24 protein-coding genes are annotated in these 26746 nt (G+C 45.0%); 14 read left to right on the top strand and 10 right to left on the bottom strand.

Annotated elements, in window-relative coordinates; translation table 11 throughout:
* Positions 1 to 109: 109 nt before the first annotated feature.
* Positions 110 to 1495, bottom strand: a complete 1386-nt coding sequence (gdhA, locus tag V6669_RS22620) for an NADP-specific glutamate dehydrogenase (protein ID WP_190945345.1) — start codon at positions 1493 to 1495, stop codon at positions 110 to 112.
* 388 nt (positions 1496 to 1883) lie between these two features.
* On the opposite strand from gdhA, the gene V6669_RS22615 reads away from it, so the two are divergent.
* From V6669_RS22615 to V6669_RS22595, 5 genes are all read left to right on the top strand, one after another.
* On the top strand, positions 1884 to 2357 hold the full coding sequence (locus V6669_RS22615; RefSeq protein WP_338588175.1) for a GreA/GreB family elongation factor: 474 nt from the start codon (positions 1884 to 1886) through the stop codon (positions 2355 to 2357).
* Positions 2347 to 2853, top strand: coding sequence for a cation:proton antiporter regulatory subunit (locus V6669_RS22610; RefSeq protein WP_338588174.1), 507 nt, complete (start codon positions 2347 to 2349; stop codon positions 2851 to 2853). Before V6669_RS22615 ends, V6669_RS22610 begins: the two co-directional genes overlap by 11 nt.
* Positions 2854 to 2856: 3 nt before the next feature.
* Entirely contained in the window at positions 2857 to 4062 is a 1206-nt protein-coding gene (locus tag V6669_RS22605; protein WP_338588173.1) for a cation:proton antiporter, read from the top strand.
* Positions 4063 to 4400: 338 nt separating this feature from the next.
* Positions 4401 to 5117 carry an expansin EXLX1 family cellulose-binding protein gene (locus V6669_RS22600; protein ID WP_017687038.1) on the top strand — a complete coding sequence of 239 codons (717 nt, stop codon included), beginning with the start codon at positions 4401 to 4403 and terminating at the stop codon, positions 5115 to 5117.
* 111 nt (positions 5118 to 5228) lie between these two features.
* A complete protein-coding gene (locus tag V6669_RS22595; RefSeq protein WP_338588172.1) occupies positions 5229 to 6176 on the top strand; it encodes an alpha/beta hydrolase in 948 nt (315 codons plus the stop codon).
* A 69-nt stretch (positions 6177 to 6245) separates the two neighbouring features.
* Here the strand turns inward: V6669_RS22595 and V6669_RS22590 are convergent, their stop codons facing one another.
* On the bottom strand, positions 6246 to 7124 hold the full coding sequence (locus V6669_RS22590) for a PhzF family phenazine biosynthesis protein (protein WP_338588171.1): 879 nt from the start codon (positions 7122 to 7124) through the stop codon (positions 6246 to 6248).
* A gap of 208 nt (positions 7125 to 7332) precedes the next feature.
* On the opposite strand from V6669_RS22590, the gene V6669_RS22585 reads away from it, so the two are divergent.
* Positions 7333 to 8259 (top strand): NADP-dependent oxidoreductase, encoded by a 927-nt coding sequence (locus V6669_RS22585; RefSeq protein WP_338588170.1) that lies wholly within the window; start codon positions 7333 to 7335, stop codon positions 8257 to 8259.
* On the opposite strand, the gene V6669_RS22580 is transcribed toward V6669_RS22585, so the two are convergent.
* Positions 8243 to 8878: a type 1 glutamine amidotransferase family protein gene (locus tag V6669_RS22580; protein ID WP_338595015.1), complete on the bottom strand. Its 636-nt coding sequence runs from the start codon at positions 8876 to 8878 to the stop codon at positions 8243 to 8245. The genes V6669_RS22585 and V6669_RS22580 overlap by 17 nt on opposite strands.
* A 199-nt stretch (positions 8879 to 9077) precedes the next feature.
* Here V6669_RS22580 and V6669_RS22575 point away from each other — a divergent pair, with 199 nt between their 5' ends.
* On the top strand, positions 9078 to 9815 hold the full coding sequence (locus V6669_RS22575; RefSeq protein WP_338588169.1) for a cyclase family protein: 738 nt from the start codon (positions 9078 to 9080) through the stop codon (positions 9813 to 9815).
* 154 nt (positions 9816 to 9969) lie between these two features.
* Here the strand turns inward: V6669_RS22575 and V6669_RS22570 are convergent, their stop codons facing one another.
* Positions 9970 to 10170, bottom strand: a complete 201-nt coding sequence (locus V6669_RS22570) for a hypothetical protein (protein ID WP_091034774.1) — start codon at positions 10168 to 10170, stop codon at positions 9970 to 9972.
* 207 nt (positions 10171 to 10377) lie between these two features.
* Here V6669_RS22570 and V6669_RS22565 point away from each other — a divergent pair, with 207 nt between their 5' ends.
* The 3 genes from V6669_RS22565 to V6669_RS22555 all read left to right on the top strand — a co-directional run bounded on the left by V6669_RS22565 (position 10378) and on the right by V6669_RS22555 (position 13089).
* On the top strand, positions 10378 to 10833 hold the full coding sequence (locus V6669_RS22565) for a hypothetical protein (protein WP_338588167.1): 456 nt from the start codon (positions 10378 to 10380) through the stop codon (positions 10831 to 10833).
* 544 nt (positions 10834 to 11377) lie between these two features.
* A complete protein-coding gene (locus tag V6669_RS22560) occupies positions 11378 to 12385 on the top strand; it encodes an ROK family protein (protein WP_338588166.1) in 1008 nt (335 codons plus the stop codon).
* A 59-nt stretch (positions 12386 to 12444) separates the two neighbouring features.
* Entirely contained in the window at positions 12445 to 13089 is a 645-nt protein-coding gene (locus V6669_RS22555; RefSeq protein ID WP_338588165.1) for a sugar O-acetyltransferase, read from the top strand.
* 57 nt (positions 13090 to 13146) lie between these two features.
* Here V6669_RS22555 and V6669_RS22550 read toward each other — a convergent pair whose 3' ends face one another.
* The 3 genes from V6669_RS22550 to V6669_RS22540 form a co-directional block, all read right to left on the bottom strand.
* A complete protein-coding gene (locus tag V6669_RS22550) occupies positions 13147 to 14967 on the bottom strand; it encodes an ABC transporter substrate-binding protein (protein WP_338588164.1) in 1821 nt (606 codons plus the stop codon).
* Between the two features lie 73 nt (positions 14968 to 15040).
* Positions 15041 to 16552 carry an ABC transporter permease gene (locus tag V6669_RS22545; protein ID WP_338588163.1) on the bottom strand — a complete coding sequence of 504 codons (1512 nt, stop codon included), beginning with the start codon at positions 16550 to 16552 and terminating at the stop codon, positions 15041 to 15043.
* A gap of 34 nt (positions 16553 to 16586) precedes the next feature.
* The gene (locus tag V6669_RS22540) at positions 16587 to 18050 is read right to left on the bottom strand and encodes an ABC transporter permease subunit (protein ID WP_338588162.1); all 1464 of its coding nucleotides are present in this window, start codon (positions 18048 to 18050) and stop codon (positions 16587 to 16589) included.
* A 130-nt stretch (positions 18051 to 18180) separates the two neighbouring features.
* Here V6669_RS22540 and V6669_RS22535 point away from each other — a divergent pair, with 130 nt between their 5' ends.
* Entirely contained in the window at positions 18181 to 19932 is a 1752-nt protein-coding gene (locus tag V6669_RS22535) for an ABC transporter ATP-binding protein (protein ID WP_338595014.1), read from the top strand.
* A gap of 111 nt (positions 19933 to 20043) precedes the next feature.
* Here V6669_RS22535 and V6669_RS22530 read toward each other — a convergent pair whose 3' ends face one another.
* From V6669_RS22530 to V6669_RS22520, 3 genes are all read right to left on the bottom strand, one after another.
* Entirely contained in the window at positions 20044 to 20823 is a 780-nt protein-coding gene (locus V6669_RS22530; protein ID WP_338588160.1) for a hypothetical protein, read from the bottom strand.
* 112 nt (positions 20824 to 20935) lie between these two features.
* Positions 20936 to 21697: a LuxR C-terminal-related transcriptional regulator gene (locus V6669_RS22525; RefSeq protein WP_338588158.1), complete on the bottom strand. Its 762-nt coding sequence runs from the start codon at positions 21695 to 21697 to the stop codon at positions 20936 to 20938.
* A 67-nt stretch (positions 21698 to 21764) separates the two neighbouring features.
* Positions 21765 to 22829, bottom strand: a complete 1065-nt coding sequence (locus tag V6669_RS22520; RefSeq protein ID WP_338588157.1) for a suppressor of fused domain protein — start codon at positions 22827 to 22829, stop codon at positions 21765 to 21767.
* A gap of 147 nt (positions 22830 to 22976) precedes the next feature.
* Between V6669_RS22520 and V6669_RS22515 the strand changes: the two genes are divergently transcribed.
* From V6669_RS22515 to V6669_RS22505, 3 genes are all read left to right on the top strand, one after another.
* Positions 22977 to 23270, top strand: a complete 294-nt coding sequence (locus V6669_RS22515) for an antitoxin Xre/MbcA/ParS toxin-binding domain-containing protein (protein ID WP_338588156.1) — start codon at positions 22977 to 22979, stop codon at positions 23268 to 23270.
* A 290-nt stretch (positions 23271 to 23560) separates the two neighbouring features.
* Positions 23561 to 25018: a glycoside hydrolase family 1 protein gene (locus V6669_RS22510; RefSeq protein ID WP_074096040.1), complete on the top strand. Its 1458-nt coding sequence runs from the start codon at positions 23561 to 23563 to the stop codon at positions 25016 to 25018.
* Positions 25019 to 25205: 187 nt separating this feature from the next.
* Complete coding sequence (locus V6669_RS22505; protein WP_206105795.1) at positions 25206 to 26636, top strand: glycoside hydrolase family 1 protein; 1431 nt, start codon at positions 25206 to 25208, stop codon at positions 26634 to 26636.
* The last annotated feature ends 110 nt before the right edge of the window (positions 26637 to 26746 follow it).

Below are 26746 nucleotides of genomic sequence, written 5' to 3'. Positions count from 1 at the left end.
TACCACTTTACCATTGCCTTGCGATTAGAGCAATTGAAGACAAGGAAAAAAGGGCAGTTACCCAAATTGATGGGAACGCCCTTTGATCATGAAGAATCACGTATTTAAATTAAACTACACCTTGAGCGATCATGGAATCCGCTACCTTGAGGAAACCGGCGATATTCGCTCCGGCTACGAGGTTACCTTCGCAGCCATACTCTTCAGCAGCTTCTACACAGCTGGTGTAGATGTTCTTCATAATGTCATGCAACTTGGCGTCTACTTCTTCAAATGACCAGGACAACCGCATGCTGTTCTGTGACATTTCAAGAGCAGACACCGCTACACCGCCAGCATTAGCCGCTTTGGCTGGACCAAACAGTACGCCCGCGCCGTGGAAGACGTCAATGGCAGCCAGGGTGGAAGGCATATTTGCGCCTTCGCCAATGGCCTTCACGCCACCTTTAACCAGCAGGGCCGCAGCTTCTTCATCGATCTCGTTTTGCGTTGCACATGGAAGAGCAATATCACAAGGAATAGACCAGATGCCTTCACAGCCTTCGGTATATGTAGCATGCGGATGTTCTTTGATGTATTCGCTGATGCGAAGACGGTCAACCTCTTTCAGACGTTTCACGGTATCCAGGTTAATGCCTTGTGGATCGTGTATGTAGCCACCTGAGTCACTACACGCCACGACTGTAGCTCCAAGCTCCTGTGCCTTCTGAATGGCATAGATGGACACATTACCAGAGCCAGAGACAACGACTGTGCTGTCTTGGAAGCTAAGCCCCTTGGATTGTAACATCTCCTTAACGAAGTACACACAGCCGAAGCCAGTCGCTTCCTTACGTGCCAAGCTTCCTCCGTACAGCAGTCCTTTACCTGTCAACACGCCTGCCTCATGCCCGCCATGAATACGTTTGTATTGGCCGAACATGTAACCGATTTCCCTTGCGCCTACACCAATGTCACCTGCCGGTACATCCGTATCGGAACCGATATATTTGTACAGCTCAGTCATGAAGCTTTGCGTGAAACGCATCACTTCCAGATCCGATTTTCCTTTGGGATCGAAGTCAGAACCGCCTTTACCACCGCCAATGGGCAGACCGGTCAACGCATTTTTGAAAATCTGTTCGAAGCCAAGGAACTTGATGATGCCCGAGTATACAGAAGGGTGGAAGCGAAGTCCGCCTTTGTAAGGGCCAATGGCACTGTTGAATTGCACCCGGAATCCACGGTTAACCTGAACTTTGCCCTGATCATCTACCCATGGGACACGGAATGTGATTACACGTTCCGGCTCAACAAGCTGTTCCAACAGACTATGGTTCCTGTATTTGGGATGTGCTTCAATCACAGGAATAAGGGAATCCAGAATTTCTTTGACAGCCTGATGGAACTCGTCTTCATGCGGATTTCTGGCGACAACCGACTCATAAACGGAATGAACATATTCTGCGGCAGTAACTTGAACGGACTCTGTAGTTTCTTTTGTTATCGTGGACACTTTTTCAATGCACTCCTTTATTGTGTTAAAGTCTTCAGATGCTTATTTGCATAAATTGAATAAAAGTTTGTAGTTAAATATACAGTAAAGCAAATAAAAATACGAGATGAAAAACCATAAAATGTTTTTTATGCAGTAATTAAAATGTTCTATGGATCTACCACATGATGTGAAGAATTAAGTTATTAAATGGAAGATATGACCACAAATGATAATAAAAAAGCAAGTTAGACGAATATACTGGATTAAAATATTAGTTTTGGTAAGATGGTAAGAAGGTCTCGTATCCCGGGGTCTTTTTATAATAAAAAGGAGGAAAACAAGATGATGAAGAGAAACATGCCAATCAACATGGAGAACAAGGCTTGTATAGGGGGTGAAATCTATTATGAACCATAGGACTTCCCGCCATAATTGCAGAGAGAAGCTGGTGAGCCAGCTATTTACATTCGGTGAAGAGAAAAGAACATTTCTCGACGCCTATTTCGACGTGCGCGATCCAGAGCGGATACAATTGGAAAAACAATTGTCGGCATATACGGAGTATGTGGAAAAACTGCTTCTGGGCCCTGATGAAGATCTGGACTCAGCTGTATTGATCGGTAGTCATATTGATTTTGAATATATCGATTTTCATACATCAGACTCGTTCATGATTGTCATGCCAGAGGATACCAATCCTGATGAGGGGCGTATTTCCTTCCTCTCTCCAGTAGGGAGTCAATTACTGCTTGGCAGTGTAGGGGAAGTTAGGTCTGTTCATACACCATCAGGTTCCATGAGAATCCGCATTACGGGGATTGAGCTGAGGAGCGAAACCTTGAACGAGCCGGCTCTGGGGGGTGCAGATCATGCACTTTAAAGAGACGGACTTACCAGGGATTGGACGTAAATACTGGCTGCATACCCGTAGTGGTGAGCACTTGGTCATTGTGATCCATAACGACGAGCGACGTGACCTGTTCCATATGGAGTCAGGGGATACGCCTGAAGAGGTGGGTGATATGGTCTCCCTTGTCACCCTGGACGATGATGAAGCCCGGGCGGTAGCCGCTATCGTTGGTGGTATGACCTATAAACCGAAGTTTCAGGATGAGCGTGAAGTGATGCTTGAAGGGCTGTTAATCGAATGGCTGCGGATTGAGCCTCACGCCGCAAGCATAGGCATGACGATTGGTGAACTGGATATCCGTCAGGCTACGGGCGCCGTAATTCTCGCTGTTGTGACCAAGGATAAGGAGAAGCATTTTAATCCAGGCCCGGATTATGCTTTTACCGCTGGAGCTACAATTGTAGTTGCCGGTGAACGGAATCAGATCAAACATCTCAAACAATTGTTGACTGATGGACGGACTTAGCCTATGGATATGCTCATATTCGAAGTGGGAATTGCCGTTGCGCTGATTACACTTACTGGGCTGATATCTTCACGATTACGATTTTCGGTCATTCCTTTTTATATCCTGATTGGTATGGCTGTTGGACCACATGCACCACAGATCGGCATAGTGGATTTACGTTTTATCGAAAGTTCAACCTTTATTGAATTTATGGGCAGGCTTGGCATTTTATTTTTGCTATTTTATCTGGGTTTGGAGTTCTCAGTCTCCCGTTTATTAAAGTCTGGTAAAGCCATTCTGACCGGGGGAATGTTCTATGTAGGCCTGAATTTTGTCTCTGGATTGCTGTTGGGGTGGTTCATGGATCTGCCCCTTCAGGAGACACTTGTTGTCTGCGGGATCATGACCAGCTCTTCTACAGCCATTGTAGCTAAAGTGCTCGTTGATCTGAAACGTACGGCAAACCCTGAAACAGAGATTATTATGGGCATGATCATGTTTGATGACTTATTCATCGCGATTCATATCTCCATCCTGACCGGGCTTGTGCTCAGCGGGGCAACTTCATTCTTAAGTGTTCTGTTGGTATCGCTGTCTGCCCTGCTGTTTATTGTGCTGTTCCTGATTATTGGCAGGAAAAGCATCAAATATATTGATAAAGCACTGAATATCAAGTCATCAGAGTTGTTTCTGCTTACCGTCATGACACTGCTCTTCCTGGTGGCTGGTTTCTCGGAGACACTGCACGTAGCGGAAGCTATTGGAGCGTTGATGATGGGACTTGTGCTGGGCGAATCAAGACATGTCAGTCGGATTGAACATCAGATCATGCCTTTCAAAGATTTTTTTGGTGCAATTTTCTTCTTCAGTTTTGGCCTAACCATCGAGCCGTCTTCACTTGGCGGAGCTGTTGGCATGACGATTATTGCCGTTATTCTGACGATCGCCAGTAACTATGGTGCAGGTATGATTGCTGGCAGATTGGCTGGAATGAGCCCTAAGGCCTCGTTGAATGTGGGCTTTACCCTGGTCTCGCGGGGCGAATTCTCCATTATCATGGCGAACATCGGCAAGGCCGGAGGGCTCATGGCATCCATCCAATCGTTTGCCGTGTTGTATGTGTTAATTCTGGCTGTGCTGGGGCCTATCCTGACAAAAGAATCTCCGCGGATTTACGCATCGTATGAGCGACTAAGGAAGCGGATGAAACGAAGGGAAACGGGTTGAGTCAAATGCTGACTGTCCTTGGACAGAACGGGTATTCTGACCGTAGTGTTTAATAGGCGTCACACCATTCGGAGAGCGAAATTACTCCGGGGTGTGGCGTTTTTTTATTGCTGGGAACCCATCCAATTCAGGCTTGTTATTATATCAATTTCACCAAATTATGGTATGTATCCATATCTTGTGCATGGTCGTGAATGTTCAAGTCCACGGGCAGGACTATAGTTGTGATTTGGTATAGAGGGATTGAAAATAAGAAGTTATTATGTAAAATAATGTTATATTCAAATCTAGCAGTTGAAAAGATATTTTACACGAGAACGGACGAGGAGGAATAGCTCATGAACAAGAAAAGTAGATTTCAACGGTTAAAATGGGCCGGTACAGGGATGTTGCTCAGTCTCGTATTATTTGCTCTACCTGCATCTGCTGCATGGAACGATACATATCAGGGTTACGCGACGTATACAGGCTCAGGCTACTCAGGAGGTGCGGTGTTGCTTGATCCCATCCCGGCGGACATGAAAATTACTGCACTTAATCCGTTCCAACTCAATTATAACGGTGTCAAAGCCGCTCTAGCAGGAGCCTACCTCGAGGTGCAGGGTCCTAAAGGCAAAACAACCGTCTATGTAACAGACCTTTACCCAGAAGGAGCCAGCGGAGCGCTGGATCTCTCACCGAATGCCTTTAACCTAATTGGTGACCCAAAGGCAGGCAAAATCAATATCAGTTGGAAAGTGGTCAAAGCTCCAATTCAAGGCAACGTCTCCTATCGGATCAAGGAAGGCAGCAGTCAGTGGTGGGCAGCCATTCAGGTTCGTAATCACAAATATCCGGTGCTGAAGTTCGAAGTGAAACAGAAGGATGGTACGTGGCTCAATCTTGAAAAGCAGGACTATAATCATTTCCTCGGAACCGGACTGGGCAAAGAAAAACTAAACGTTCGTATTACCGATATTCGCGGTCAGGTATTAAATGACACGATCCCGGCTCTGCCTAATGATGGGTCAGGCGGTGCATATATCGTACCGGGCAATGTACAGTTTCCCGATTGACAGATATACGGAAGGTGTTATAAAAAGAAGTATGGTCATAGACGTATTCTTAACGAAAAGTCGTACACTGTACGGCTTTTTTTTGTATACAAAAAGAGGAGAATATAACGTATGAAAAAAAGTTTGCCTTCATATCAGACAACACATCCCTATTGGAAACAGTATCAGGGCTTTTTCCCGGAAGAAGTGAGGTTAGGAGAGCATACAGCTCCTGAGGAAGAATGGTGGGAGTCAAATGGGGTTCATCTGCATATCGATCGCTTGCCTGCGCCGGAGTCTTCAATCAAGATTCTGTTCATTCATGGTGCGGGGGGCAATGGCAGGTTGCTCGCTCCGTATGCCCGCATGTTGCAGCGACATGGATACGAGGTGGTATCGCCAGATCTTCCGCCGTATGGGTTAAGTTACGCAATGTCTGGTACACGTATTAACTACGAACTTTGGATAGAGCTGCTTGTGTCACTCATCGAACGGGAACACAAAAAAGATGGCAAGCCAATCGTTGCATTGGGAAGTAGCATCGGAGGTATGCTTGCCTATCACACCAGTGCACGCAGCAAGCGTGTTAAGGGTTTGATCGCAACTACATTTGTAGATACGAGTAACCCGGAAATGCGTGATCAGCTTGCGCCGAATCGTCTGGTGAGTCGGGCGGGAAAACGGATGATGGATCTGTTCCCTGGTCTGCTGGATCATGTACGTATTTCGGTAAAGCAGGTATCCCGAATGCAACTGATTACTAATAACAAGGACTTAACCCGTCTTATTATGAATGATCCACAAGCGGCAGCTACACGTATTCCGTTGGAATTATTAAGAACATTCCTTAATAAAAAACCGGAGGTAAGCCCGGAACAGTTCAGCCAGTTTCCGGTTCTGTTGGTTCACCCTGAACTGGACCCCATGACACCGATCAGGTTCAGCCAATCTTTTTTTGATCGTCTGGTGGTGGACAAGGAATGTGTGATCTTGGAAGGGGCAGGCCATTTTCCTATAGAGCAGCCAGGACTGAACCAGTTGGAGGTAGCGGTGCTACGATTTTTACAACAGATTCAATGATGAACACAGGCTACTACACTGCTTCGCATAAGATAGTTTACATATCCTAAGTACGGAAAACACCTCCCATTAAGGGAGGTGAATTTGAATGTTTTTGATATGAACTGCGCTACCTCCAACCTGAATCCGTGTGATTTCATTGGAATTGTCCAAAGTTAATCTGGCTCGGATCTCAGAGGGGCGGTTCATGGTATACCCTTGTCTGATCGTGTACGTGTGATGATGAGGATCTGTAAGCTGGTTGTAATGATATAAATAACAGAGCATGGCGCCATTGGATGTGCCCGTTGCACTCTCTTCAGGTATATCATACAGTGGTGCAAAATTACGACATTCTGCCAGAACGTCCATAACATCTGATTCGAGTGTAAACACATGATAACCTATGGCATGATGAGTCTTGCTTATTTCAGCGATACGCTGGAAGTCAGGATCGATTTTGGTTAGAACATCAACATTTTTAACAGCTATCATGATATCGGGTAACCCGGTAGACACAATCTGTACAGGTAGTTCGGAATGTAAATCCTCCATAGAAATGCGTAATGAGTCAGCAATCTGCTGACGGTCCACGATCTCCCCAAACTCCGGCAATGTCTGTGACAGATAGACTTCTCCATTGACTTCGATAACGACTTTAAGAATTCCGGCAAGTGTCTCAAGTGTATATGTACCAACATCAACGAGATGTTGTGTCTTCATGAGATAAAATAAAGCAATTGTGGCATGCCCACAGAGATCGACTTCATCACTTGGAGTGAAGAAACGCACTTTGAAATCAGCCTGATCCGATGGCATTACAAACGCAGTCTCTGAAAACCCGATTTGTCGGGCAACCTCCTGCATCTGGGATTCAGACAAATGCGTAGCTTGTAAAACAACACCTGCGGGGTTTCCGCCAAGAGCCTTGTCCGAAAATGCATGTAATGTACTTACTTCAACTTCCATATCGTTACCTCGCTTGTTCAAGTATTGGATTCAGTATTGGATTAAGATTTAACATAATCGATAATCGACATTATATCACGATTGTTGAACTGGATCGTGAATCCCAGATTGCTATGATTTTTGGAATGAATAGGTCAAGTGACCGCGGGAAAAGGGTAATGAAAGGAGAGAGCATAACGTTAATCCAATGGAAAGGCTGGGATCTCTAATGAAAGCAATTGTGATTGAGGAATTTGGTGGAGCGGAACAATTGAAGGAACAAGAAGTAGCCAAGCCAGCGTGTGGAGTCAATCAGGTGCTGATCCTAACACATGCCACGTCGGTTAATCCAGTGGATTTCAAAATCAGACAAGGTTATATGAAAGAAGCAGCGGAGAATTTTCCCTTGATTCTGGGCGGCGATGTTGCGGGTACTGTGGCTGAAGCAGGCTCGAATGTCACGCGGTTCAGAGAAGGAGATCGGGTATTTGCACGTCCGCGTCAATTCGGAACCTATGCAGAATATGTTGCCGTCGATGCAGACATTATTGCCCGTATACCGGAGAAATTAAGCTTTGAGGAAGCAGCAGCTATCCCGCTGGCTGCGATGACAGCTTGGCAGGCCCTAGTGGATCATGGACGTTTAGCCAAAGGGCAGAAGGTACTCATCCATGCTGGTGCAGGTGGTGTGGGAACGTATGCCATTCAGATCGCCAAGTCCCTCGGCGCTGAAGTGGCTTCCACGGCAAGTGAATCAAACGAAGCGTTGCTTCGCTCGTTGGGTGTGGATCATTTTATCAACTATAAAAAAGAAGATTTCTCGGAGATTCTCTCCGGTTATGATGTTGTACTGGACACCATGGGCGGTGATATTCAGCGCGATAGCTTCAAGGTGTTGAAGTCCGGCGGGCATCTGGTATCCTTGGTGGAACAACCGGATGAGAAACTTGCCAAGGAAGCCGGAGTAACGGCCAACGTCTTCATGATGGAGCCCAAAGGGGATCAGCTGGATCAGTTGGCTGAACTGGCTGCGGAAGGCAAGCTCAAATCGGTTATTGATGGAACGTACCCGCTAACTCAACAGGGAGTAAGGGAAGCACATGAGAAGAGTGAAACCCATCATACCCGCGGGAAACTGGTTATTCAGGTGCAATAGAATTCATTAACTCGTAGAAGTATGTGGACTCATGAGTCTGATATAGTTTGTACCAGGCCTGTAAGGTTTCTGGTGCAAAGACATCCAGCTTTTTCAGTACATGCATCGTAAATTCTAACGGAGCTATTCCAGTTGCAGTAACTACATTTCCATCGGTTACTGCTGGCTCCGTTTGATAATATGTTTCTCCCGTATAATCTGGGCATATCATCTTCAGGTAGTCTAAATCATTGCTTGTATGCTGTATGGAGTCCAGTAACCCCCTCTTTGCAAGTCCAACCGTGGCACCACAAATTGCCGCAATAACCGTACCTTTTTCTATAGCGTCAGTAACTTTTTTTAATAAAGGATCATGGATGGTGTCCATCCAGGTGTTTCCTCCCGGAAGAATGATGACATCGTCACCTTTCAATGTACATTCATCAATAGAAATATGAGGAAGGGTGTTCAATCCGCCCATGGTAGTTACCGGATGTTTATCCACGCCTACGGTTACGACCTGTAAAGGCTTGATCTCTTTCCTGAAATACCTTCCCGAGTTCAATTCAGCAGTTAGATATCCTACCTCCCAGTCTGCCATCGTATCAAATACATATAGATATACGTTCTTCGTTTGCATCATACATGCTCCTTTTGTTTTCATGATTGAATGGATTACTCTTGTATTATAAATAAACTTCACTGACAATTACGGTCAGTGAAGTTTTAAAATTTAAAATTTATAGCCCTAAGAACCAATATAGGGACTGCTCCCCAATTGCAGTGGAATAAGATATAATAGGAGAAATTTATTCCATTTTGTGCATGAGGTGATAAGGATGTCCAACGAACTCATTCAAGCCATTCAATTGTTAAAAGAAAAGAAATGGGTAGATCTGACCCATACGTTTGGACCGGACTCTCCGCATTTTTCAGCTTTTGAGGCAGCACAATTCGATACCCTGTTTGATCACGATCAAGGTTTCTTTGCCCAGAGCTTCAAGTTCCCGGGTCAATACGGGACACATCTTGATGCGCCGATCCACTTCGTTCGGGATACCCGGTATCTGGATGAGTTGGGCTTGAAGGAGCTTGTGCTCCCGCTTGTGGTCATTGACCAGTCTGCCGAAGTAGAGAACAATCCGGATTTCACACTGGATGTGGAGCATATTCTTGAATTTGAAAGAGAGCATGGCGTGATTGAAGCTGGAAGCTTTGTAGCCTTACGTACCGATTGGAGCAAACGCTGGCCTAACCATGAAGCATTTAATAACAAGGATGATGAGGGCAACAGTCATGCACCCGGATGGTCGGTTAGTGCGCTTATGTTTTTATTTGAGGAGAGAAAAGTACAAGCCATTGGACATGAAACCTTCGACACGGATTCGGCCGTGGATTATCAGAAGAATGGGGCACTTCTGGCAGAATATTATGTACTCGCCCAGGATACATATCAAGTTGAGCTGTTAACGAATCTGGATCAGGTGCCAGCTAAAGGCGCAGTAATCTTCAACATTGTACCGAAGGCGGAGAAAGCATCCGGTTTTCCAGTTCGATCCTTTGCCATTTTGCCGTGAAACGGGGGAGATCGAAAGCTTTATTCCATCCTCTCGGTACTGAAAACCGAAAGTTTTGAATGCGCACTAATGGATAAAACAGCCACTAACGAAGCCTAAATGATTCAAATATGTAAATAGCAAGGGAGGCGGATTCCGCCTCCTTTTTATGTTGTTACTTTTGATCCGAGTGAGGATCTTGATTAAATCTTTGAGAGATTTTTTTCTCTGTTTTCTTACGCCGTATCCAGCGTTTGAGTAAGCCTTCTTCTTTGCGTTCTTGCAGTGTTTCCTTCAAACCTTGAATCATAAATTCCGATCTTCGTCTGTCATCCCGACTAATCTCGCGTAATTCCTTAATAAATTTGTCGTCCATATCTGCCTCTCGCTTATTCAGGATAATTTCATTATACCGAACGTACGTTCTTTTATCAAGTTTTTCCATTACGAATGATTTTCGAGATCAATATAGTGAAAAGAAGCACAGGAACAATACGTGGCATGTGTGAGAATGGTACTAGAGGGTTTGAGCATAAACCTCCATATATGAGGTTGAGAAACGAGAGAACGGAAGGAGAAATTCATGATGAAGCAGCGTATAGGCAGATCGTGGTTACTCATTTTGATGCATGGAATGCTGGGGATTGGGGCGATTGTTGGAGGCGTCATTTTAATCATAGACCCATCCGGAAGTATGGTGAATTTGCCCGCATCTTTGTTGGGGAATTCTCCGTTTTCCAGTTTTTTGTTCCCGGGGATCATCCTATTGCTGGTACTTGGCGTGATGCCTACAATGATTGTTATTGCGCTCATCCGGTACGCTCATTGGGGCTTGGGTGAGAGACTGAATCTCTATCCTGACCGCTACTGGGCTTGGACTTTTTCCTTGTACACGGGGTTTGCACTCATCATCTGGATTATGGCACAAGTGTACTGGATTCAGGATGTCTCTATTATTCACTTGGTCTATTTTGCATGGGGAGTGGGTATTCAAGTTGTGACCTTATTGCCTGCTGTACAGCGAGTCTATTCAAAATAAACTGCTTGTATATTGAAAAAACGGCTGCCGAAAGATTCGTTAAATGATTCTTTTGGCAGCTATTTTTTATGGGCATCGAGATGATACGTGTTGTTGTAGTCATGTTGTCCACATGTTCCTTGGACTGAAAAGGGCTCGGATAAATCTAAATCATATTGACAAAGAACTATTATCCTCGCATACTTACGTAATACACTTTATAAAGTGTATTTATTAATTAATTAATCACAGGTGATGAGTATCGCAAAATCATAATCCGTATGAAACAGGGAGGTAAATATGGATGGTATACGTTATTATGGCAGTTATAATATGGGCAGGTACCTATGCCAGTATGGTCTTGTCAAAGCAACCAATTGAAGTGAAACCTGTGAAGTCAATGGATGATTTGTTTGAGTGAACAAAGAAGCTCTGCCGATTTCGATCCATTGCCAGCACGATGGAACTCATGTGTTCGAGTAAGGCATTATGTTATGATATGGGGTGAAATGACATCCATACCATTGCTTTGGCTCAATTGAACCAGAGTAGAAACGAGAGGGTTATGAAAAAAGCCAACGCTACAATGATGAAATACATCAATTTGAATAATGTGCGTGAAGTCATGCAGCAGATTGAGACGGCGACCAAACCGCAATTAGCTTCACTAACCAATCTTAGTGTTGTTACCATTAATGCGCTGATTCAGGAATTATGTGATGGCGGAGAGTTGTTCCAAGATAAAGTGGTTCCCTCTAACGGCGGTCGTCCTGCTCAGGCATATCGATATAATTATAACTTCAAGCTTGCTTTGGTTCTTTACATCAAAGAGATGAAAGGCCAGGAGTTGATTTCGGCAACGGTCATGAATCTGGAGAATAAGGTTGTGTTGAAGGAAGAGCGCATCTTGCCTGCTTTTGATAAACAGCATATGCTGCAACTTATCGCGCGTTTCATTACGGAGTATCCCTCCATTGATATGATCGGCATTGGTATTCCGGGGCAAGTCGTGGATGGGGATATCACGGTGAGCAGTCATGAAGAGCTTATTCACTCACATCTGATACGGGAGATCGAGAGCGAGTTCCAACTGAACGTTCTCGTGGAGAATGATGTTAATGCAGCGATTAGCGGATACTGTACACAGCATGCGGATATGAAGGAACAGAGTGTAGCGGGAATTTATTTTCCGAACCGATACCCGCCGGGTATGGGCATGATGTTGAATGGACAGATGATCCGTGGGAAAAACGGGATGTTTGGTGAGATCAAGTATCTTCCTTATTCACCTGATTGGCACCGTGACATGAGCAAAGATGATTTTGTAGTGCAGGTATGTCATATTCTGCAAACGATTAATGCCGTCGTTGCCCCGCACCAGATTGTCATTTATCAGGAACGTGTGGAGAGAGAAGAGCTGGATTTGGCGTGGCAAAAGTACGGGGAGGATCATCCGATGCCATCGTTGCCCGAGATCGTACATCAGGACTCGTTTCAACATGATTTTGATGCTGGGTTAAGAGGAATGGTTCTTCAGGCGTTGAAGTCAGGCATTCTATCAGAAGCCCTGTAACTCCACAGGCGATGTCTGTGGCTTTTATTTTATTAGCTAACTCTTGTAGGGGAGGATTCATGATGCGTGAAGAAGAGAGAATCATGCAGGGCATGTTGTTTAGTCCAAGTGATCCCGAATTAAAGACCATCAAAAGGCGGGCCCATAATCTCAGTCAGCGTTACAGTCAGACCTTTGAAGAACAGACTGAGGAAAGGAATCAGATATTGCAACAGCTACTGGGGCAGATCGGTGAAGGTGGATTCATGCAAGGCCCCATCTTCTTTCATTATGGTGTGCATACCCGGATAGGCGACCACTTCTTCGGTAATTACAATCTGACGATACAAGACGACGCGCAAGTGACGATTGGGGACTATACCAGTTTTGGACCCAACGTTACGATTGTTACCCCCGTTCACCCCATGATTGCCAGCGAGCGGAGACAGATGGTGGACCAGAACGGTGATGTGAAGTCGCTATGTTATGCCAAACCGGTCACGATTGGTAACGATGTATGGATCTCGGCAAACGTCACAGTGTGCGGGGGCGTAACGATTGGAGACGGCTGTGTGATCGGAGCAGGGAGTGTCGTGACTCGTGATATTCCACCACATTCATTTGCAGCAGGCGTACCGTGCAAAGTTATTCGCAAAATTACTGATGCGGACAGCATGCGAAATTATCCCGATGTTCTGGCAGATTGCCGTGTGCTGGAAGAATAACAAAAGGCTGTCACCAGGATCGGTAGATGATCCAGTGACAGCCTTTTTGGTATTCGTTTACTTGGAGGCGTTGTAGTTACTCAAGAATTCTTTTACTTTTGCAGGATCAGCTTTCAATTCATTCCCGGTCTGAACGAGCGGGCTTACTGTAGAGTATGCTTTGAGTTTGTTGTTCTTGTAGAAACTCAAAATTTCATCTTGATTAATGGAGTAAAGCACTGCTTTTCTCAAGTCGCTGCTCTTGGCAACATCACGATTGGCTGTGTTAAACAAGAGATAAGAAACGGCGTTACTTGGAATGCTTTGCAGTTTCAGCTTGCTGTCATTTTCGATGATGTCATACTTGGTTTCAGGTACACCGTAGTATAAGTGGATTTCACTGCTGCGAAGAGCAGAGAGGGCGCTGTCTGCATCCGCGATGAACCGGACATTGACCTGAGCAATTTTTGGTGCATATTCAGTGCCTTTGCGGTATCCCGGATTTTGCAAGAATACAGCTTCATAGTCATTTTTATAAGACAAAATATAAGGTCCGCTAGTATAAAGGGTGTTATTGTATGCTGCGCCTTCAGTCACCGTGTTCTGGTCACCGTAAGGAATATCTTTGTTGACGTCAAAGGAAGCTACATCATATGTGTTGATGCTCTCCACCTGTTTTTTGGACACGATACCCGCAGATTGGTGAGCCAGGTAGTTCAGTACTTGCGGGAAAGGTTCAGTTGTTGTCAGTTTAACGACCTGATATTTACCTGCGCTATTATCTGCTTTGGTTTTGTCCGTCACAAGTTCTGTGATTTTGTTGCCCAATCCTTGTTCCAATGCTTCGAGAATTGTGCCGTTACCGCTGGATTGTTTGATGGATTGCAATGCACTCAGATCCGTTACAACCTCAGCTTCTTTGATGTGTTCATGCAGACTGTATGTCCGGTGATCCGGAACGGAATCTTTATTTTTAGCACGATCTAAGGAGAAGATCACATCATCTGCACCGACACGTTCTACTGTATCTACAGCTTTTTTGTTATCAATCTTTGCAAAGTTGATATCGTCTCTGAGAATGAAGTAGTAGTCCGAATTACCTTCAGCAATACTAAAGTTATGGGACAGTGATCCATCTGCTGTCAGCTGATCGTCATCCGTCAAGTTAACGAGACGTACATACATATTGGTGTTCAACTGGTTGATGGAGCCGTCGTTTCCTTTGATTGGATCAAGGGAAGTCAGTACGGATGCACTTTGCGTCAGAATCAACGGGTCTGTGGCATTTTTGGAGCTGTCCTTGAACTCAATCGGTTCCCAAGCCATGGCGCGGGATTTGGAGAGACGAACCGTGTCGACATTCAGAATGTCTTTGTTCACAGCCTGACTTTTCAGGGAAATGTACAAAGGCGCGATATACGCCTGATCCGTTACCAAGCGATCTTCCAATTGTTTGTACGTGTCTTTGTATTCATCTGGAGTTTGAGTAGCTGCCTGATCGATGAGTTTATCAAGTTCCGCATCTGCAAGGATACTGTAATCTCCACCTGTTTTGAAAAGGGAACGTACCGCATAATCGGGATTTCCCGTTACCGTTGTCCAGCTGGACAAGGCAATGTCATAATTCCCTGCATCTTGCTGGGATTTGAAGCTGCCGTAATCCGGCTGCAGGTTCAGCTTCACATCGAAGCCGTTTTTGGTCAGTTGGTCGCGGACAATGTTTACATCATTTTCGGAAGAACTCATGGCGAGCAGTTCAATGTCTGCCGGTTTTTGTGCAGTTTCTGTTGCGTCCGCTGGTGCGGTCTCAGCTTGGGATTCGGTTTTTGTTTTTACGCTGCAGCCGGAAATCACAATGACGAGAATTAATAGTAATGAGATCAGTGTACGTTTTTTCATGGGATTACCCTCCATATCTTGAATGTGTGATGTGTGATTTCTTTTTTCTATATCATTCATTTCAACAAATCGTTTAGGCCTTCTCCAGCTTGGGATCAAGCGCATCACGCAGACCGTCACCGAGGAAGTTAAACGAAAGGACCAGCAGAATAATAGCCAAGCCTGGATAAATCGCCAGATAAGAGTGGGTTTCCAGGTATGTACTGCCGAGCTTCAGAATGTTACCCCATTCCGGAATATGCGGCTCCACGCCGAGTCCCAGGTAACTCAAACTGCTGGTAGCGATAACAGCTCCACCAATCGTGAGTGTGGACTTGATAATCATGGGCGCAAGGGAGTTGGGAATAATGTGTTTGAAAATAATTGTACGATTGTTGTACCCCAGTGCACGTGCAGCTTCCACAAATTCAAAAGTAGATACATAGAGTACACTGGCTCTCATCGTACGGGCGTAAGTTGGAATCGAACCCAGACTCAGCGCCAGAATGAGATTGACCGTATTGGCTCCAAACGCCGCAATAATGGCAATAGCGAGCAGAATTCCCGGAATGGCATAGAGAATATCGAGCAGCCGCATGATGATGTTATCCGTATGCCTTCCGTAGAAGCCGGAGAATGCTCCGAGGACTCCACCGATCAATACAGGAATGATGGTCGACATGCAACCTACGATTAAGGAGATCCGGGCACCAAATACAATCCGGGAAAATAGACATCGTCCGAAGTCATCCGTTCCCAAGGGATACGCGAGGGAAGGGGGTTGAAGCAGAGCCGAGTAGTTATTTTCCACAGCCATGCTGTAGTCAAAGGTAAAAAAGCTGCAGATCGATATCGAGAACAGAAAAATGATAAAAAACAAACCGGACATGGCAGTCATATTCGGAGCAAGGCGCTCCCACAGATCGTTCCAGAAGTTTGATTTTTGTTTCCCCTGTCTGCGAATGCGTCCAATGATGGAAATGCCGAGCAATAGTGCAAATACATTACCAGTGATCGAGGTCAGAATCAGTATTACACTGACACCGATCATCCAGCGAGGGAGGATAGAGGTCGCGTTATATCGGGATACGATAAACAGTACGACCAGGTCGATGACCAGAATAAATATCAGTACTGCCATAGCCGGAAGAAAGTTGTCAGCCACATAGGGTTTGAAAACATTTAATGCGGATACACCGATGACGAACAACTGAGTTAACAGCATATACACCGCAAAGGTATACTCCACATTCCTCGCTTTTCGAATCAGATGAAAGGCTGCCGTTACGATAAATATATTGCCAGAAATGATAGAAAACAGCTGAACCCAGGCGATCCTGCGAGTCAGAGCAGTGACCGTACCGGTACGGATCAAGTCTTTTCGAATCCGAAGGGTGATGACACTTTGGACCAGTGTGAAGAATACATAGATCCCAAGTATCGTTAGCAGAAATGGTTTGAACGTCTGCCCGCTCCAGTCATAACTGTTGAACAGCAACAATGCAGTCAAGAGAAGGGACGTGATCCAGGCGAAGCTGGCCTGACTGTATTCTCGAGAAGACTTAAGCCGGAAACGCATTTCTTGTGTTAAGGACGAGTTTGTCATAATACACCTGCTTTAAGAGGTAGTTCAACACACTTTAATATTGTTTCATCTTGGAGCGCACTCTTGGATCAATAAAAGCGTAGAGCAGATCAACCGCTACATTGATAATGGAGATCGTAATGGCTGTGTAGATTACTCCGCCCATGATACTCGGAATATCGGGGATAAATTGCTTATCCACAATGTAGCTGCCGAGACCGCTGATATTAAACACTTTCTCCGTTACCGCTGCCCCGCCTAACATGGCTCCGAATTGAAGTCCAACCACCGTTACAATTGGAATCAATGCATTACGTACAGCATGTTTCAGCATGACCTGACGTTCGCTTAACCCCTTGGCGCGGGCAGTCATCACATAATCCTCATGAATGACTTCCAGTGTTGAAGACCGGGTCATCCGGGCCACTGCAGCTGTGAGTCCAGTACCCAGCACAATGGTTGGCATAATGATCGACAGCCAGTTCTGCGGGTTGAAGGTGGCGGGAAGCCACTGCATTTTGATCGAAAAGTTCAGAATGAAAATAAGTCCTTGCCAGAAATTCGGGATTGATAATCCAATCAGAGCGATGAACATAAACGTATAATCGAACCATGAATTAGGCTTAATCGCTGAGATGATACCGATGGGTAATGCAATGACAAGTGCTAACAGCAGGGAGATGACCGCGAGGGTCAATGTAATCGGAAACTTCCTTGCAATCGTTGCTGTTACGTCTTCATTTCCTGCAAAAGACTTGCCAAGGTCGAAGAGAGCAACTCCCTTAATATTGTTCCAGAGCTGTGTAAGATAAGGCTGATCCAAGCCATACACCTGATTGAATGCTGCAATCTGTTCCTGCGTTGCTGTCTCTCCGAGAATGTTAGCTGCCGGGTTGAACGGAGACAGATACAAAATCGTAAATACGAGTGTTGCTACGCCCAGAATGACAAATACCGTCATCAGTATTCTTTCAAATATGTACTTTAGATAAGGATTTCCATACAAAAACAGGATGCCATACATCAGACAGCCGGGAATAATCGATATCGCGAAAAACCATGGTTTGTCGATAAGGGTGTGGAATGTATCGGCCATCGTAAGACGTTGACTTCCCTGTTCCTGAAGTATACGAGAAGTCCGCTCCTTCAACTCTTTCTGAACCGTTTCTTCCAACCATTCCTCGGTCTGACGTCTGAATTCTTCCTCACTGACCTGTTGCTGGAAGAAACGATGTTTGCGCCGCAGCTGATCTTCCACTTCCAACTTCAGCTTGTTCCGGTAGGAAGAAGCAAGCAGTTCTTGCTCAGCCGTCTGCCTGGCAGCTACCCAGCCGTCATTTTTTCGATTCGAACGCCATATTAGAAACACGACCAGATTGATCGGTAATCCAAGAATGAACAGAACATATCGGTAGGAAGGATGAAGCAGCATTTTGCCATAAATAAAACTTAAATTGTGCACCAACCGCGAGAGTCTGCTGCCTTCTGCAAGATTCAAACCAAGCGTGCCTCCTTTCATTCAGGTTTAAATTGCATTATTCCGATTGATATAGTATATATTATTTATGGTCTAAACAATTGTCAAGGAATTAAATGGTATACATATGAGATGAGTGAATGTGAAAAAACGGATGAGAGCTGGTGATGATATGGAACCTTTACTGAAAGTTAATGATCTATCTGTCTCTTTTCATTCTGGAGAGAGTGAGTTTCAGGCAGTGCGTGAAGTGAGTTTTGAAGTGCGAAAAGGCGAGACGCTGGGCATTGTAGGAGAATCGGGAAGTGGAAAAAGTGTAACCGCACGTTCCATTATGAGGTTGCTTGCATCGCCGCCTTCGCAGATGAAAAATGGAGAGATTCTATTTAAAGGGGTCGACTTGGCCAATAAAACGCAGAAAGAGATGGAGAGCATCCGTGGGCGTGATATTGGCATGATCTTTCAGGACCCGATGAGTTCTCTTAATCCGACTATTAAAGTGGGTAAACAGATTTCCGAGAGTCTGATCAAACACCAGAAGGTGTCCAAAAGGGAAGCGAAGAAGCAGGCGATTGCGATGATGGAGCGGGTGGGGATAACTCGCAGTGAAATACGCTACAACCAGTATCCACACGAATTCTCCGGAGGCATGCGTCAGCGGGTCATGATTGGTATTGCACTTGCTTGTCGTCCTGAATTACTCATTGCCGATGAGCCGACAACCGCACTGGACGTTACGATTCAGGCACAGATTCTGAATTTGATGAAAGATATGCAAGATCAACTGGGTACATCGATTATTCTGATCACGCATGATCTGGGCGTAGTGGCAGGCATGTGTGATCGGGTTGTTGTTATGAAAGAAGGACAGATTGTGGAAACTGGGACTACAACAGAGATTTTTGCTAATCCCAAACACCCGTATACGATTAGACTTCTGAATGCATTACCACGTCTGGATCAGAAGAAAAAGCCCAAACCGGTATCATTGGTCCCGAGAGATCTGGAGGATGATCAGCCGTTGCTTGAGGTGAAATCGCTCAGACAACATTTTAATCTGGGGAAAGGCAACACCTTAAAGGCTGTGAATGATATCAGTTTCCATATTCGTCAAGGAGAGACACTCGGCGTTGTAGGGGAATCCGGCAGCGGAAAATCAACCACGGGGCGTGCGATTCTGCGGTTGCATGAGCCAACAGGTGGAGATGTACTGTTTAAAGGAGTCCCGCTCAATCGTCTGTCAGCTTCAGAGATGAAAACGATGCGCAGACATATGCAGATTATTTTCCAAGACCCCTATGCATCTTTGAATCCCAAAATGAGGATTATGGATATCATTGGAGAAGCGCTTGATATTCATCAACTTGCAGGTACAACATCTCAGCGGGAGAAGCGGGTGGAGGAACTACTGGAGATGGTGGGTCTTGATCCTACCCATGCGCAGCGTTATCCTCATGAATTCTCGGGTGGACAGAGACAGCGAATCGGTATAGCGCGGGCTCTGGCTGTGGAGCCGGAATTCATCGTATGTGACGAACCGTTGTCTGCACTGGATGTGTCGATACAGGCTCAGATCGTACAATTGCTTGAAGAGTTGCAGCAGCGACTCGGATTGACGTATCTCTTCATCGCGCATGACTTGTCCATGGTTAAACATATCAGTGATCGAGTGGCTGTCATGTATAACGGGAAAATTGTGGAGCTGGCCGAGAGTGAAGAACTCTATTCCAACCCGCAACATGCCTACACCAAGGCATTGCTGTCTGCTATTCCTGTGCCTGACCCAGCGGTAGAAGCGAAGAAAAAGAGACATGTTGTCAAAGAAACAACAAGAGAAAATGTTGAAGTAGAGGACCGTTATAATCTCGAACATTCCAAGTGGGTAGAAGTCACGGATGGACATTGGGTCGCAATATCTAGTTAGTTAGTGCAAGATATAGTCTTTTTCAAATACAAAAGAACCCCGACGATGATCTCCACAGATCGTTATCGGGGTTGAGTTATATCTTCGTATAATGGCAGTAATCAAAAGCGATTATTTGAATTGAACCGATTTTTTGATGGTATCAATCTCGGCTTTGGTCTTATCATCAATGTAAGTGAAGATGAAGTTGAAAGCATATCCTTCAATAATTGTACTATAGTAATCTTGAGTAACGGTTGAACCGTCACCTGGATCCATCGTGATTTGCATCAGATCCATCTCTTTACCACCGATGGTTTCCGTTGTCATTTCTTTATAATCGTAAGGGAACTGGCTATCCACCATGAATTTTTTGGTTGCTTCCAGGTAGTCTTTACCTGTACGAATGCCTTGCAACAAGCTTACTTTCTCAGCAATGGCCATAGCGGATGGGCCAACTTGACCTCCGTCCAATGGGTACTTTGAAGCCATAAGCAGATTCAATGTTTTGGTCTGAGACAGTTCAATTTGTTTTTTCTTCGTTTCATCATCACCAGCAATCGCTTCGGATGAAGCACTTGTCAGCTCATTCATGCCTGCAGCATCCTGGAACTCCCATGCTTCCGGGAATTTCAGAGATACGCCAAAGTAGTCATTGGTATAAGAACCTTTTTCTGTAGTCCCCAGCTCAACGTCTTGGGAATTATCCGTTTCCTTGGACTCTTCGCTTGCTGGTTCTGTGTTATCTGTCTCTTCCGTATTTGCTGTTTCGGAATCAGTGCCAGTCGTTGTTTCTGTCGCGGCAGGTTCTTCTGTTGCAGTTGTGTTATCTGCCTTGTCACCACAAGCGGCGGCAACCAGCATAATCATAATGAGCATGGCGAATAAAGAAGCTTTTTTTGGAATTGTCATATTACCCTCCTGAAATGTGTGTGTTTGTTTTTCTCTCTCTACATGTTGCCTGTTTCCTAAATTGTAGCACAAACGTTCTCATATACTACCTATAGGAATCTATAGGGGTCTTCTATACATAAGACATTCGGCTGGCAATTGAAACAGCTTCTGTGCTGGATTGCACACCTAATTTGTTGAAAATCACTTTTTTGTGATGATTCACGGTGCATTCCTTGATCTTTAATTTCAAAGCAATGGCTTTTACCGTGAGGCCTCCGGCGATCATCTCCAGGATGGTTAACTGACGCTCGGTGAACTCCACTGCCGGTTTGTCGCACAGTTGAGCAGTCTGTTGACTCTGATAACAGTTCTGCATATATGCAGGAATCAACTTGGCAATAGCAATCAGTTCACCCTGCATATCCGCGTTAATGGTGGACACATCCAGATAACCAAAATGTTGCGATCCCATGGACAGAGGTGCGGCGTAACAATGCCAGCTTTGAAAATAAGGACTTTCATGCTGCTCAGGCAGCAGCAGTACAGGTTTATTGTTATCCATCGTTTCTGATATGGCGTTAACTCCACAGCTCTTTGCAGTGAAGAACATGCCCGGACGAATGGGGGAATGTTCTACTAAAGCTTTAAGATCTGAACTGTAATCCATGGTGAGTAACACACCGTCCGTATCTGTGAGTAGAAAAAGATAAGTGCCCGTTAAATTCTCTTGGATAACCGAGATACTGTTCTGGAATGCATGAATCAGGAAATGATTGTTTTTACGAAGCCTGTCCAGACTGGATTTTGGTAAATAGTCGAACGGAGCCGTTCCTGCTGCATGCGAACAAGTCGGGGACTCTTCGTGTCTTGTAGAAAATCTAATGGCAGGCATGTTGTTCCTCCTTGCTGCACAGTCGTTAGATAGAAAGGTAGTTCTTATATCGAACTTGAGAATGTTCTCATCCAATTGTTTGAATGACGTGTCCTTCCTGGTCCTTGATTTCTGTTCTAACAATCTGAATGATAATATGATCCAATGAAGTTATCTCGAATCTTCCTTCTATCGGGCGAAGGTTCTTTGCCAGCTCCTCAACAATTTGTTTGTTCACCGTCAGGGTAACTTGTCTGTCCGATTCCAATACGGCTGGTTGTTCTCCTGCTTCGAACAGAATATTAATATCAGGTCCGATCAAGGATAGAGAGGCACCTTTCGAAATTCGGCTACGAAGGATGGTGCCAACTAATACAGCTTGTTTGGCTCCGAGCTGGAGTTTGGCCGGAACCGATTTTTGCAGCAATTTTTTGCGAGGAGACTCCCAGCCCAGTTGTTGTATGAATAAAAACGCTGTGCTGGACCCGTCCTGTTCAATTCCATCCTCAACCGCTTGTATAACCGAAGGAATATCTACGTACGAATTTCTCATCAGATCCGTCACATATTTGGGCATGAACATGGAGGAGGCAGACAGGAATCCACGAGCATTCCAGCTTTGAATCATTTCCAGTTCCCGACCTGTAATGCCTACCATCTGAATAAATTGCACTGAACCATTAGGCGTAGAGATTGCGGGTAGATCCGGGTCTTCTATAAAGGAGAGCGCAGTCAGCAAAGTATCGGACTCCAGGCAGATGGGGCCATTAGCGTCCATGTAATCTCCTGGCTGAAAGATATTTCCACTGTTGAAGACGTATCGTCCTTCATTCTGTAACAGATTCAGCGCCCAGGCTGGCGGTTCAGTTTCTTCTTCAGTGCGTGTAAGACGAAATGTGAGTTCGAATCCATACCCGCTTTTGGATGCATCCTGCATCTCTTTTTCATATAATTCAGAGAAACCATAGGTGACAAAATGCCAGTGAGGCATAGGTGTGTTCACTTCATAAACGCTAATGCCATCGAGTGGATCAGGACCACCGAGCATATACGGAAGGGCAGTGCCGTAGTGTTTTGGCTCTTGTTCCCCATACAATTCACGCATGGATTGATCAATCGCATCCCAACCAGCTGTGTTATCTTCATGAGTCATTATTGAATCCTCCTAGACTGTTCTTTCCCCCGAAAAACATTTAAAATTAAGTCTACCTGTTACAGAAGTGGTTTCAAGCGGCTTAAGGATGAATTGTGTTAAATAGGACCACAGGGTTACAAATGGCGATATGGGGAGTGAAATTACATGAGTATGAAAGGTATTTATTCAAGAGAGTTTGATCAGGCAAGCTGGGACTCATTTTCCGAACTGTTTGAAGAACTTGGACAAAAGTTGGACCCCGCGTGGGTAGAACGTGCGCGATTACAAGGAATTCCGGCGGATATAAGTCGGGTGCTTTTGTGTGAAATGGGGGAGTACGCTTTTGAATGGATGGCGAAAGATATCCCGGCTTTAGGGGACCAAAGTCCCGCTGTTTACCTGGAAACGGAGGAAGGAGCGCAGGCATTAAGGGCAGCGATTATGCGTATGCCGCGTTGATTTTTTCGATGTTGAGAGTGTGCGAACGATCATATGATCCAGTGAAGTTGATTTTGCAAAATAGATATGTTACGCTTACATTACAAGAGCAAACACAACAGAATATGCAATAACATCTTTTGATGGATTGTAACTGTGAAGACAGGCAAAACCTAAACTGATGGTGAAATGAAAGCTCCTTTTTTGGTGCTATTTTACCTTGAGTTTAGGTTTTTCTTGTTTTCTGCTCTAAATTACACAATGTTTCACCTGGAAAAACCAAAATAAATTTCGAAAAGAGGTTGTTGTTCATGACCACGGCAAAAAAAGGATTCCCCGAAAACTTCCTATGGGGCGGCGCTACGGCTGCCAATCAATTGGAGGGTGCATTCGATAAGGACGGCAAAGGCCTCTCCACAGCGGACATGATCGCTCATGTTCCCAAGGAGAAGCGTACAGGCGGACATGCCATGGAAATTTCCTCTTCCCGAATCGAAGAGATCCTCTCCGGCAAAATCGAAGAACGGTTCCCGAAACGTTTTGGTATCGATTTCTATCATCACTTTAGAGAAGATATTGCATTGTTCGCTGAAATGGGCTTCAAAGTATTCCGTTTGTCCATTCACTGGGCACGTATTTTCCCGAACGGTTATGATCAAGAGCCAAATGAAGCTGGCTTGAAATTCTATGATGAAGTATTCGACGAATTGTTGAAATATGGCATCGAGCCGCTTGTTACATTGTCTCACTACGAGACACCGCTTGGCTTGACGCAAAAATATAACGGCTGGGCTGGCCGTGAAGTAATCCAGCACTATGTTCGATATGCAGAAACGGTGTTCAACCGTTATAAAAATAAAGTGAAATACTGGCTGACGTTTAATGAAATTAACGTCATGCTGTTCAGCCCGTACACTGGCGGCGGCATTCTGATCGATAAAGTGGACAACAAACTGCAAACAACTTATCAAGCGCTGCATCATCAATTTGTAGCAAGTGCATTGGTTACGAAGCTTGCTCACGAGATTATCCCTGGTTCCCAAGTGGGTTGTATGCTTGCTCGTATGGAAACCTATGCAGCAACATGTAATCCGGTAGATGTTCGTCTGGCTCAACACGAGAATCAGATCAACCTCTTCTTCACGGACATGCATGCTCGTGGTAAATACCCGAACTACATGGCTCGTTATTTTGAAGAAAACGACATCGTGATCCAAAAAGAAGCAGGCGATGATGAGATCTTGCTGAACAATACCGTTGATTTCATCTCCTTCAGTTACTACATGTCCGTAACCAAATCTGCATCCGCAGACAAGGAAGAAACATCGGGTAACCTGACTGGCGGCGTGAAAAACCCTTATCTGGAAGCGTCCGATTGGGGCTGGGAGATCGATCCGATCGGTCTGCGCGTAACCCTGAACAACTTCTGGGATCGTTACCAGAAACCATTGTTCATCGTAGAAAATGGTCTGGGTGCATATGACCGTGTTGAAGAAGACGGTTCTATCCATGACTCCTATCGAGTGGATTACCTTAAAAAACACATCGAACAAATGAAAGAAGCCATCAAAGATGGCGTGGATCTGATTGGATTTACAGCATGGGGCCCGATTGACCTTGTGAGTATGTCCACTTCCGAAATGTCCAAACGTTATGGTTTCATCTACGTGGATCTGGATGACGAAGGTAACGGAACACTCAAACGTTCCAAAAAGGATTCATTTGACTGGTACAAAAACGTAATCTCCAGCAATGGTGAGCAGCTGTAGAATTCTCGTTTCCGGGATTGTTACCGCATAAAAAGCGGGCAAAACCTAACGCGAAAGTTGGCATGGAAGGAATCTAATTTTCCTGATGGCCCTTTCAGTTGGAGATTGTCCGCTTTTTCCTGTCGGCAAAGGATAGAGTATTGCATTTAGACAAAGAATGAAAATATCGTTAATTTAGAGAGGAATGATTGATATGACTACACCATTTCCGAAAGACTTCCTATGGGGCGGCGCTGTAGCAGCCAACCAACTTGAAGGAGCTTATAATACAGATGGCAAAGGTCTGTCTGTTCAAGATGTAATGCCACACGGGATTACAACGCCTAGAACGGAAGCACCTACAGAAGATAACCTGAAACTGATCGGTATCGATTTCTACAACCGTTACAAAGAGGATGTTAAACTGTTTGCTGAAATGGGCTTCAAAGTGTTCCGTACATCCATCGCTTGGTCCCGTATCTTCCCTAAAGGTGATGAATTGGAACCAAACGAGAAAGGTCTGCAATTCTACGATGACCTGTTCGATGAGTGCCACAAATATGGCATTGAACCACTCGTAACGATCTCTCACTATGAGACACCGCTGCATCTGTCCAAAACGTATGATGGCTGGGTTAACCGTAAAATGATCGAGTTCTACGAGCGTTATGTAACAGTGCTTTTCAACCGTTTCAAAGGCAAAGTGAAATACTGGCTGACGTTCAATGAGATCAACTCCATCCTGGAGGAGCCATTCATGAGCGGCGGCATCTATACGCCAAAAGCAGAACTGTCCAAACAGGATCTGTACCAAGCGATCCATCATGAATTGGTAGCCAGTGCGTTAGCTGTGAAACTGGGTCATGAAATTATGCCTGAAGCCAAAATCGGTTGTATGGTACTGAGCATGCCTACGTATCCGTTGACTCCGAACCCGGATGATGTGGTTGCAGCGATGCATGCGGAACAGCGCAATGATATCTTTGCTGATATCCATGCACGTGGTTATTATCCGAAATACATTAATCGTTATTTCAAAGCGAATAATATCAATATCAAGTTTGAAGACGGCGATGCTGAAATTCTGAAGCATACCGTAGACTTTATCTCGTTCAGTTATTATGTAAGTATCTGTGAGACAGGTGATCCCGAGAAACGTATCGAAGGAAAAGGAAACTTGTTCGCGGGTGTACAAAACCCTTACCTCAAAGCGAGTGAGTGGGGCTGGCAGATCGATCCGCAAGGACTGCGCGTAACCCTGAACAAATACTGGGACCGTTATCAAAAACCATTGTTTATTGTCGAAAATGGTCTGGGTGCAGTCGATGAGCTGATTACCGACGAAAATGGCAATAAAACGGTGAACGATGATTACCGTATTCAATACTTGAATGACCATCTGGTACAGGTGGGCGAAGCTCTTGAGGATGGCGTAGAAGTGATGGGTTATACGTCATGGGGCTGTATTGACCTGGTAAGTGCTTCAACAGCAGAGATGAAGAAACGTTATGGTTTCATCTATGTAGACCGCAACAATGACGGTTCAGGAACATTGGATCGTTATAAGAAAAAATCATTCCATTGGTACAAGGAAGTTATTAGTACAAATGGCGCAAGTCTTAAGAACAACAACGAGTAAATACTAGTTCTGCAAGCATAGTTGTACAAGTACCTTCTTATGTCACATTAACGCACATTAACCGCTTTCACAAAAACATTGTCATATGGATAATTATATGGTAAGATGGG

The sequence above is a fragment of the Paenibacillus sp. Y5S-9 genome (genome assembly GCF_036894235.1).
GTDB lineage: Bacteria > Bacillota > Bacilli > Paenibacillales > Paenibacillaceae > Paenibacillus.
This window is presented reverse-complemented; position numbering and strand designations above follow the sequence as displayed.

Coding starts and splice junctions, on each gene's coding strand:
- V6669_RS22615 (WP_338588175.1), top strand. CDS start 1,884: ATGAACCATAGGACTTCCCGCCATAATTGCAGAGAGAAGCTGGTGAGC.
- V6669_RS22555 (WP_338588165.1), top strand. CDS start 12,445: ATGATGCGTGAAGAAGAGAGAATCATGCAGGGCATGTTGTTTAGTCCA.
- V6669_RS22595 (WP_338588172.1), top strand. CDS start 5,229: ATGAAAAAAAGTTTGCCTTCATATCAGACAACACATCCCTATTGGAAA.
- V6669_RS22530 (WP_338588160.1), bottom strand. CDS start 20,823: ATGACAATTCCAAAAAAAGCTTCTTTATTCGCCATGCTCATTATGATT.
- V6669_RS22515 (WP_338588156.1), top strand. CDS start 22,977: ATGAGTATGAAAGGTATTTATTCAAGAGAGTTTGATCAGGCAAGCTGG.
- V6669_RS22545 (WP_338588163.1), bottom strand. CDS start 16,552: ATGACAAACTCGTCCTTAACACAAGAAATGCGTTTCCGGCTTAAGTCT.
- V6669_RS22560 (WP_338588166.1), top strand. CDS start 11,378: ATGAAAAAAGCCAACGCTACAATGATGAAATACATCAATTTGAATAAT.
- V6669_RS22575 (WP_338588169.1), top strand. CDS start 9,078: ATGTCCAACGAACTCATTCAAGCCATTCAATTGTTAAAAGAAAAGAAA.
- V6669_RS22590 (WP_338588171.1), bottom strand. CDS start 7,124: ATGGAAGTTGAAGTAAGTACATTACATGCATTTTCGGACAAGGCTCTT.
- V6669_RS22585 (WP_338588170.1), top strand. CDS start 7,333: ATGAAAGCAATTGTGATTGAGGAATTTGGTGGAGCGGAACAATTGAAG.
- V6669_RS22550 (WP_338588164.1), bottom strand. CDS start 14,967: ATGAAAAAACGTACACTGATCTCATTACTATTAATTCTCGTCATTGTG.
- V6669_RS22605 (WP_338588173.1), top strand. CDS start 2,857: ATGGATATGCTCATATTCGAAGTGGGAATTGCCGTTGCGCTGATTACA.
- V6669_RS22540 (WP_338588162.1), bottom strand. CDS start 18,050: ATGAAAGGAGGCACGCTTGGTTTGAATCTTGCAGAAGGCAGCAGACTC.
- V6669_RS22510 (WP_074096040.1), top strand. CDS start 23,561: ATGACCACGGCAAAAAAAGGATTCCCCGAAAACTTCCTATGGGGCGGC.
- V6669_RS22570 (WP_091034774.1), bottom strand. CDS start 10,170: ATGGACGACAAATTTATTAAGGAATTACGCGAGATTAGTCGGGATGAC.
- V6669_RS22520 (WP_338588157.1), bottom strand. CDS start 22,829: ATGACTCATGAAGATAACACAGCTGGTTGGGATGCGATTGATCAATCC.
- V6669_RS22610 (WP_338588174.1), top strand. CDS start 2,347: ATGCACTTTAAAGAGACGGACTTACCAGGGATTGGACGTAAATACTGG.
- V6669_RS22525 (WP_338588158.1), bottom strand. CDS start 21,697: ATGCCTGCCATTAGATTTTCTACAAGACACGAAGAGTCCCCGACTTGT.
- V6669_RS22535 (WP_338595014.1), top strand. CDS start 18,181: ATGGAACCTTTACTGAAAGTTAATGATCTATCTGTCTCTTTTCATTCT.
- V6669_RS22565 (WP_338588167.1), top strand. CDS start 10,378: ATGATGAAGCAGCGTATAGGCAGATCGTGGTTACTCATTTTGATGCAT.
- V6669_RS22600 (WP_017687038.1), top strand. CDS start 4,401: ATGAACAAGAAAAGTAGATTTCAACGGTTAAAATGGGCCGGTACAGGG.
- V6669_RS22580 (WP_338595015.1), bottom strand. CDS start 8,878: ATGCAAACGAAGAACGTATATCTATATGTATTTGATACGATGGCAGAC.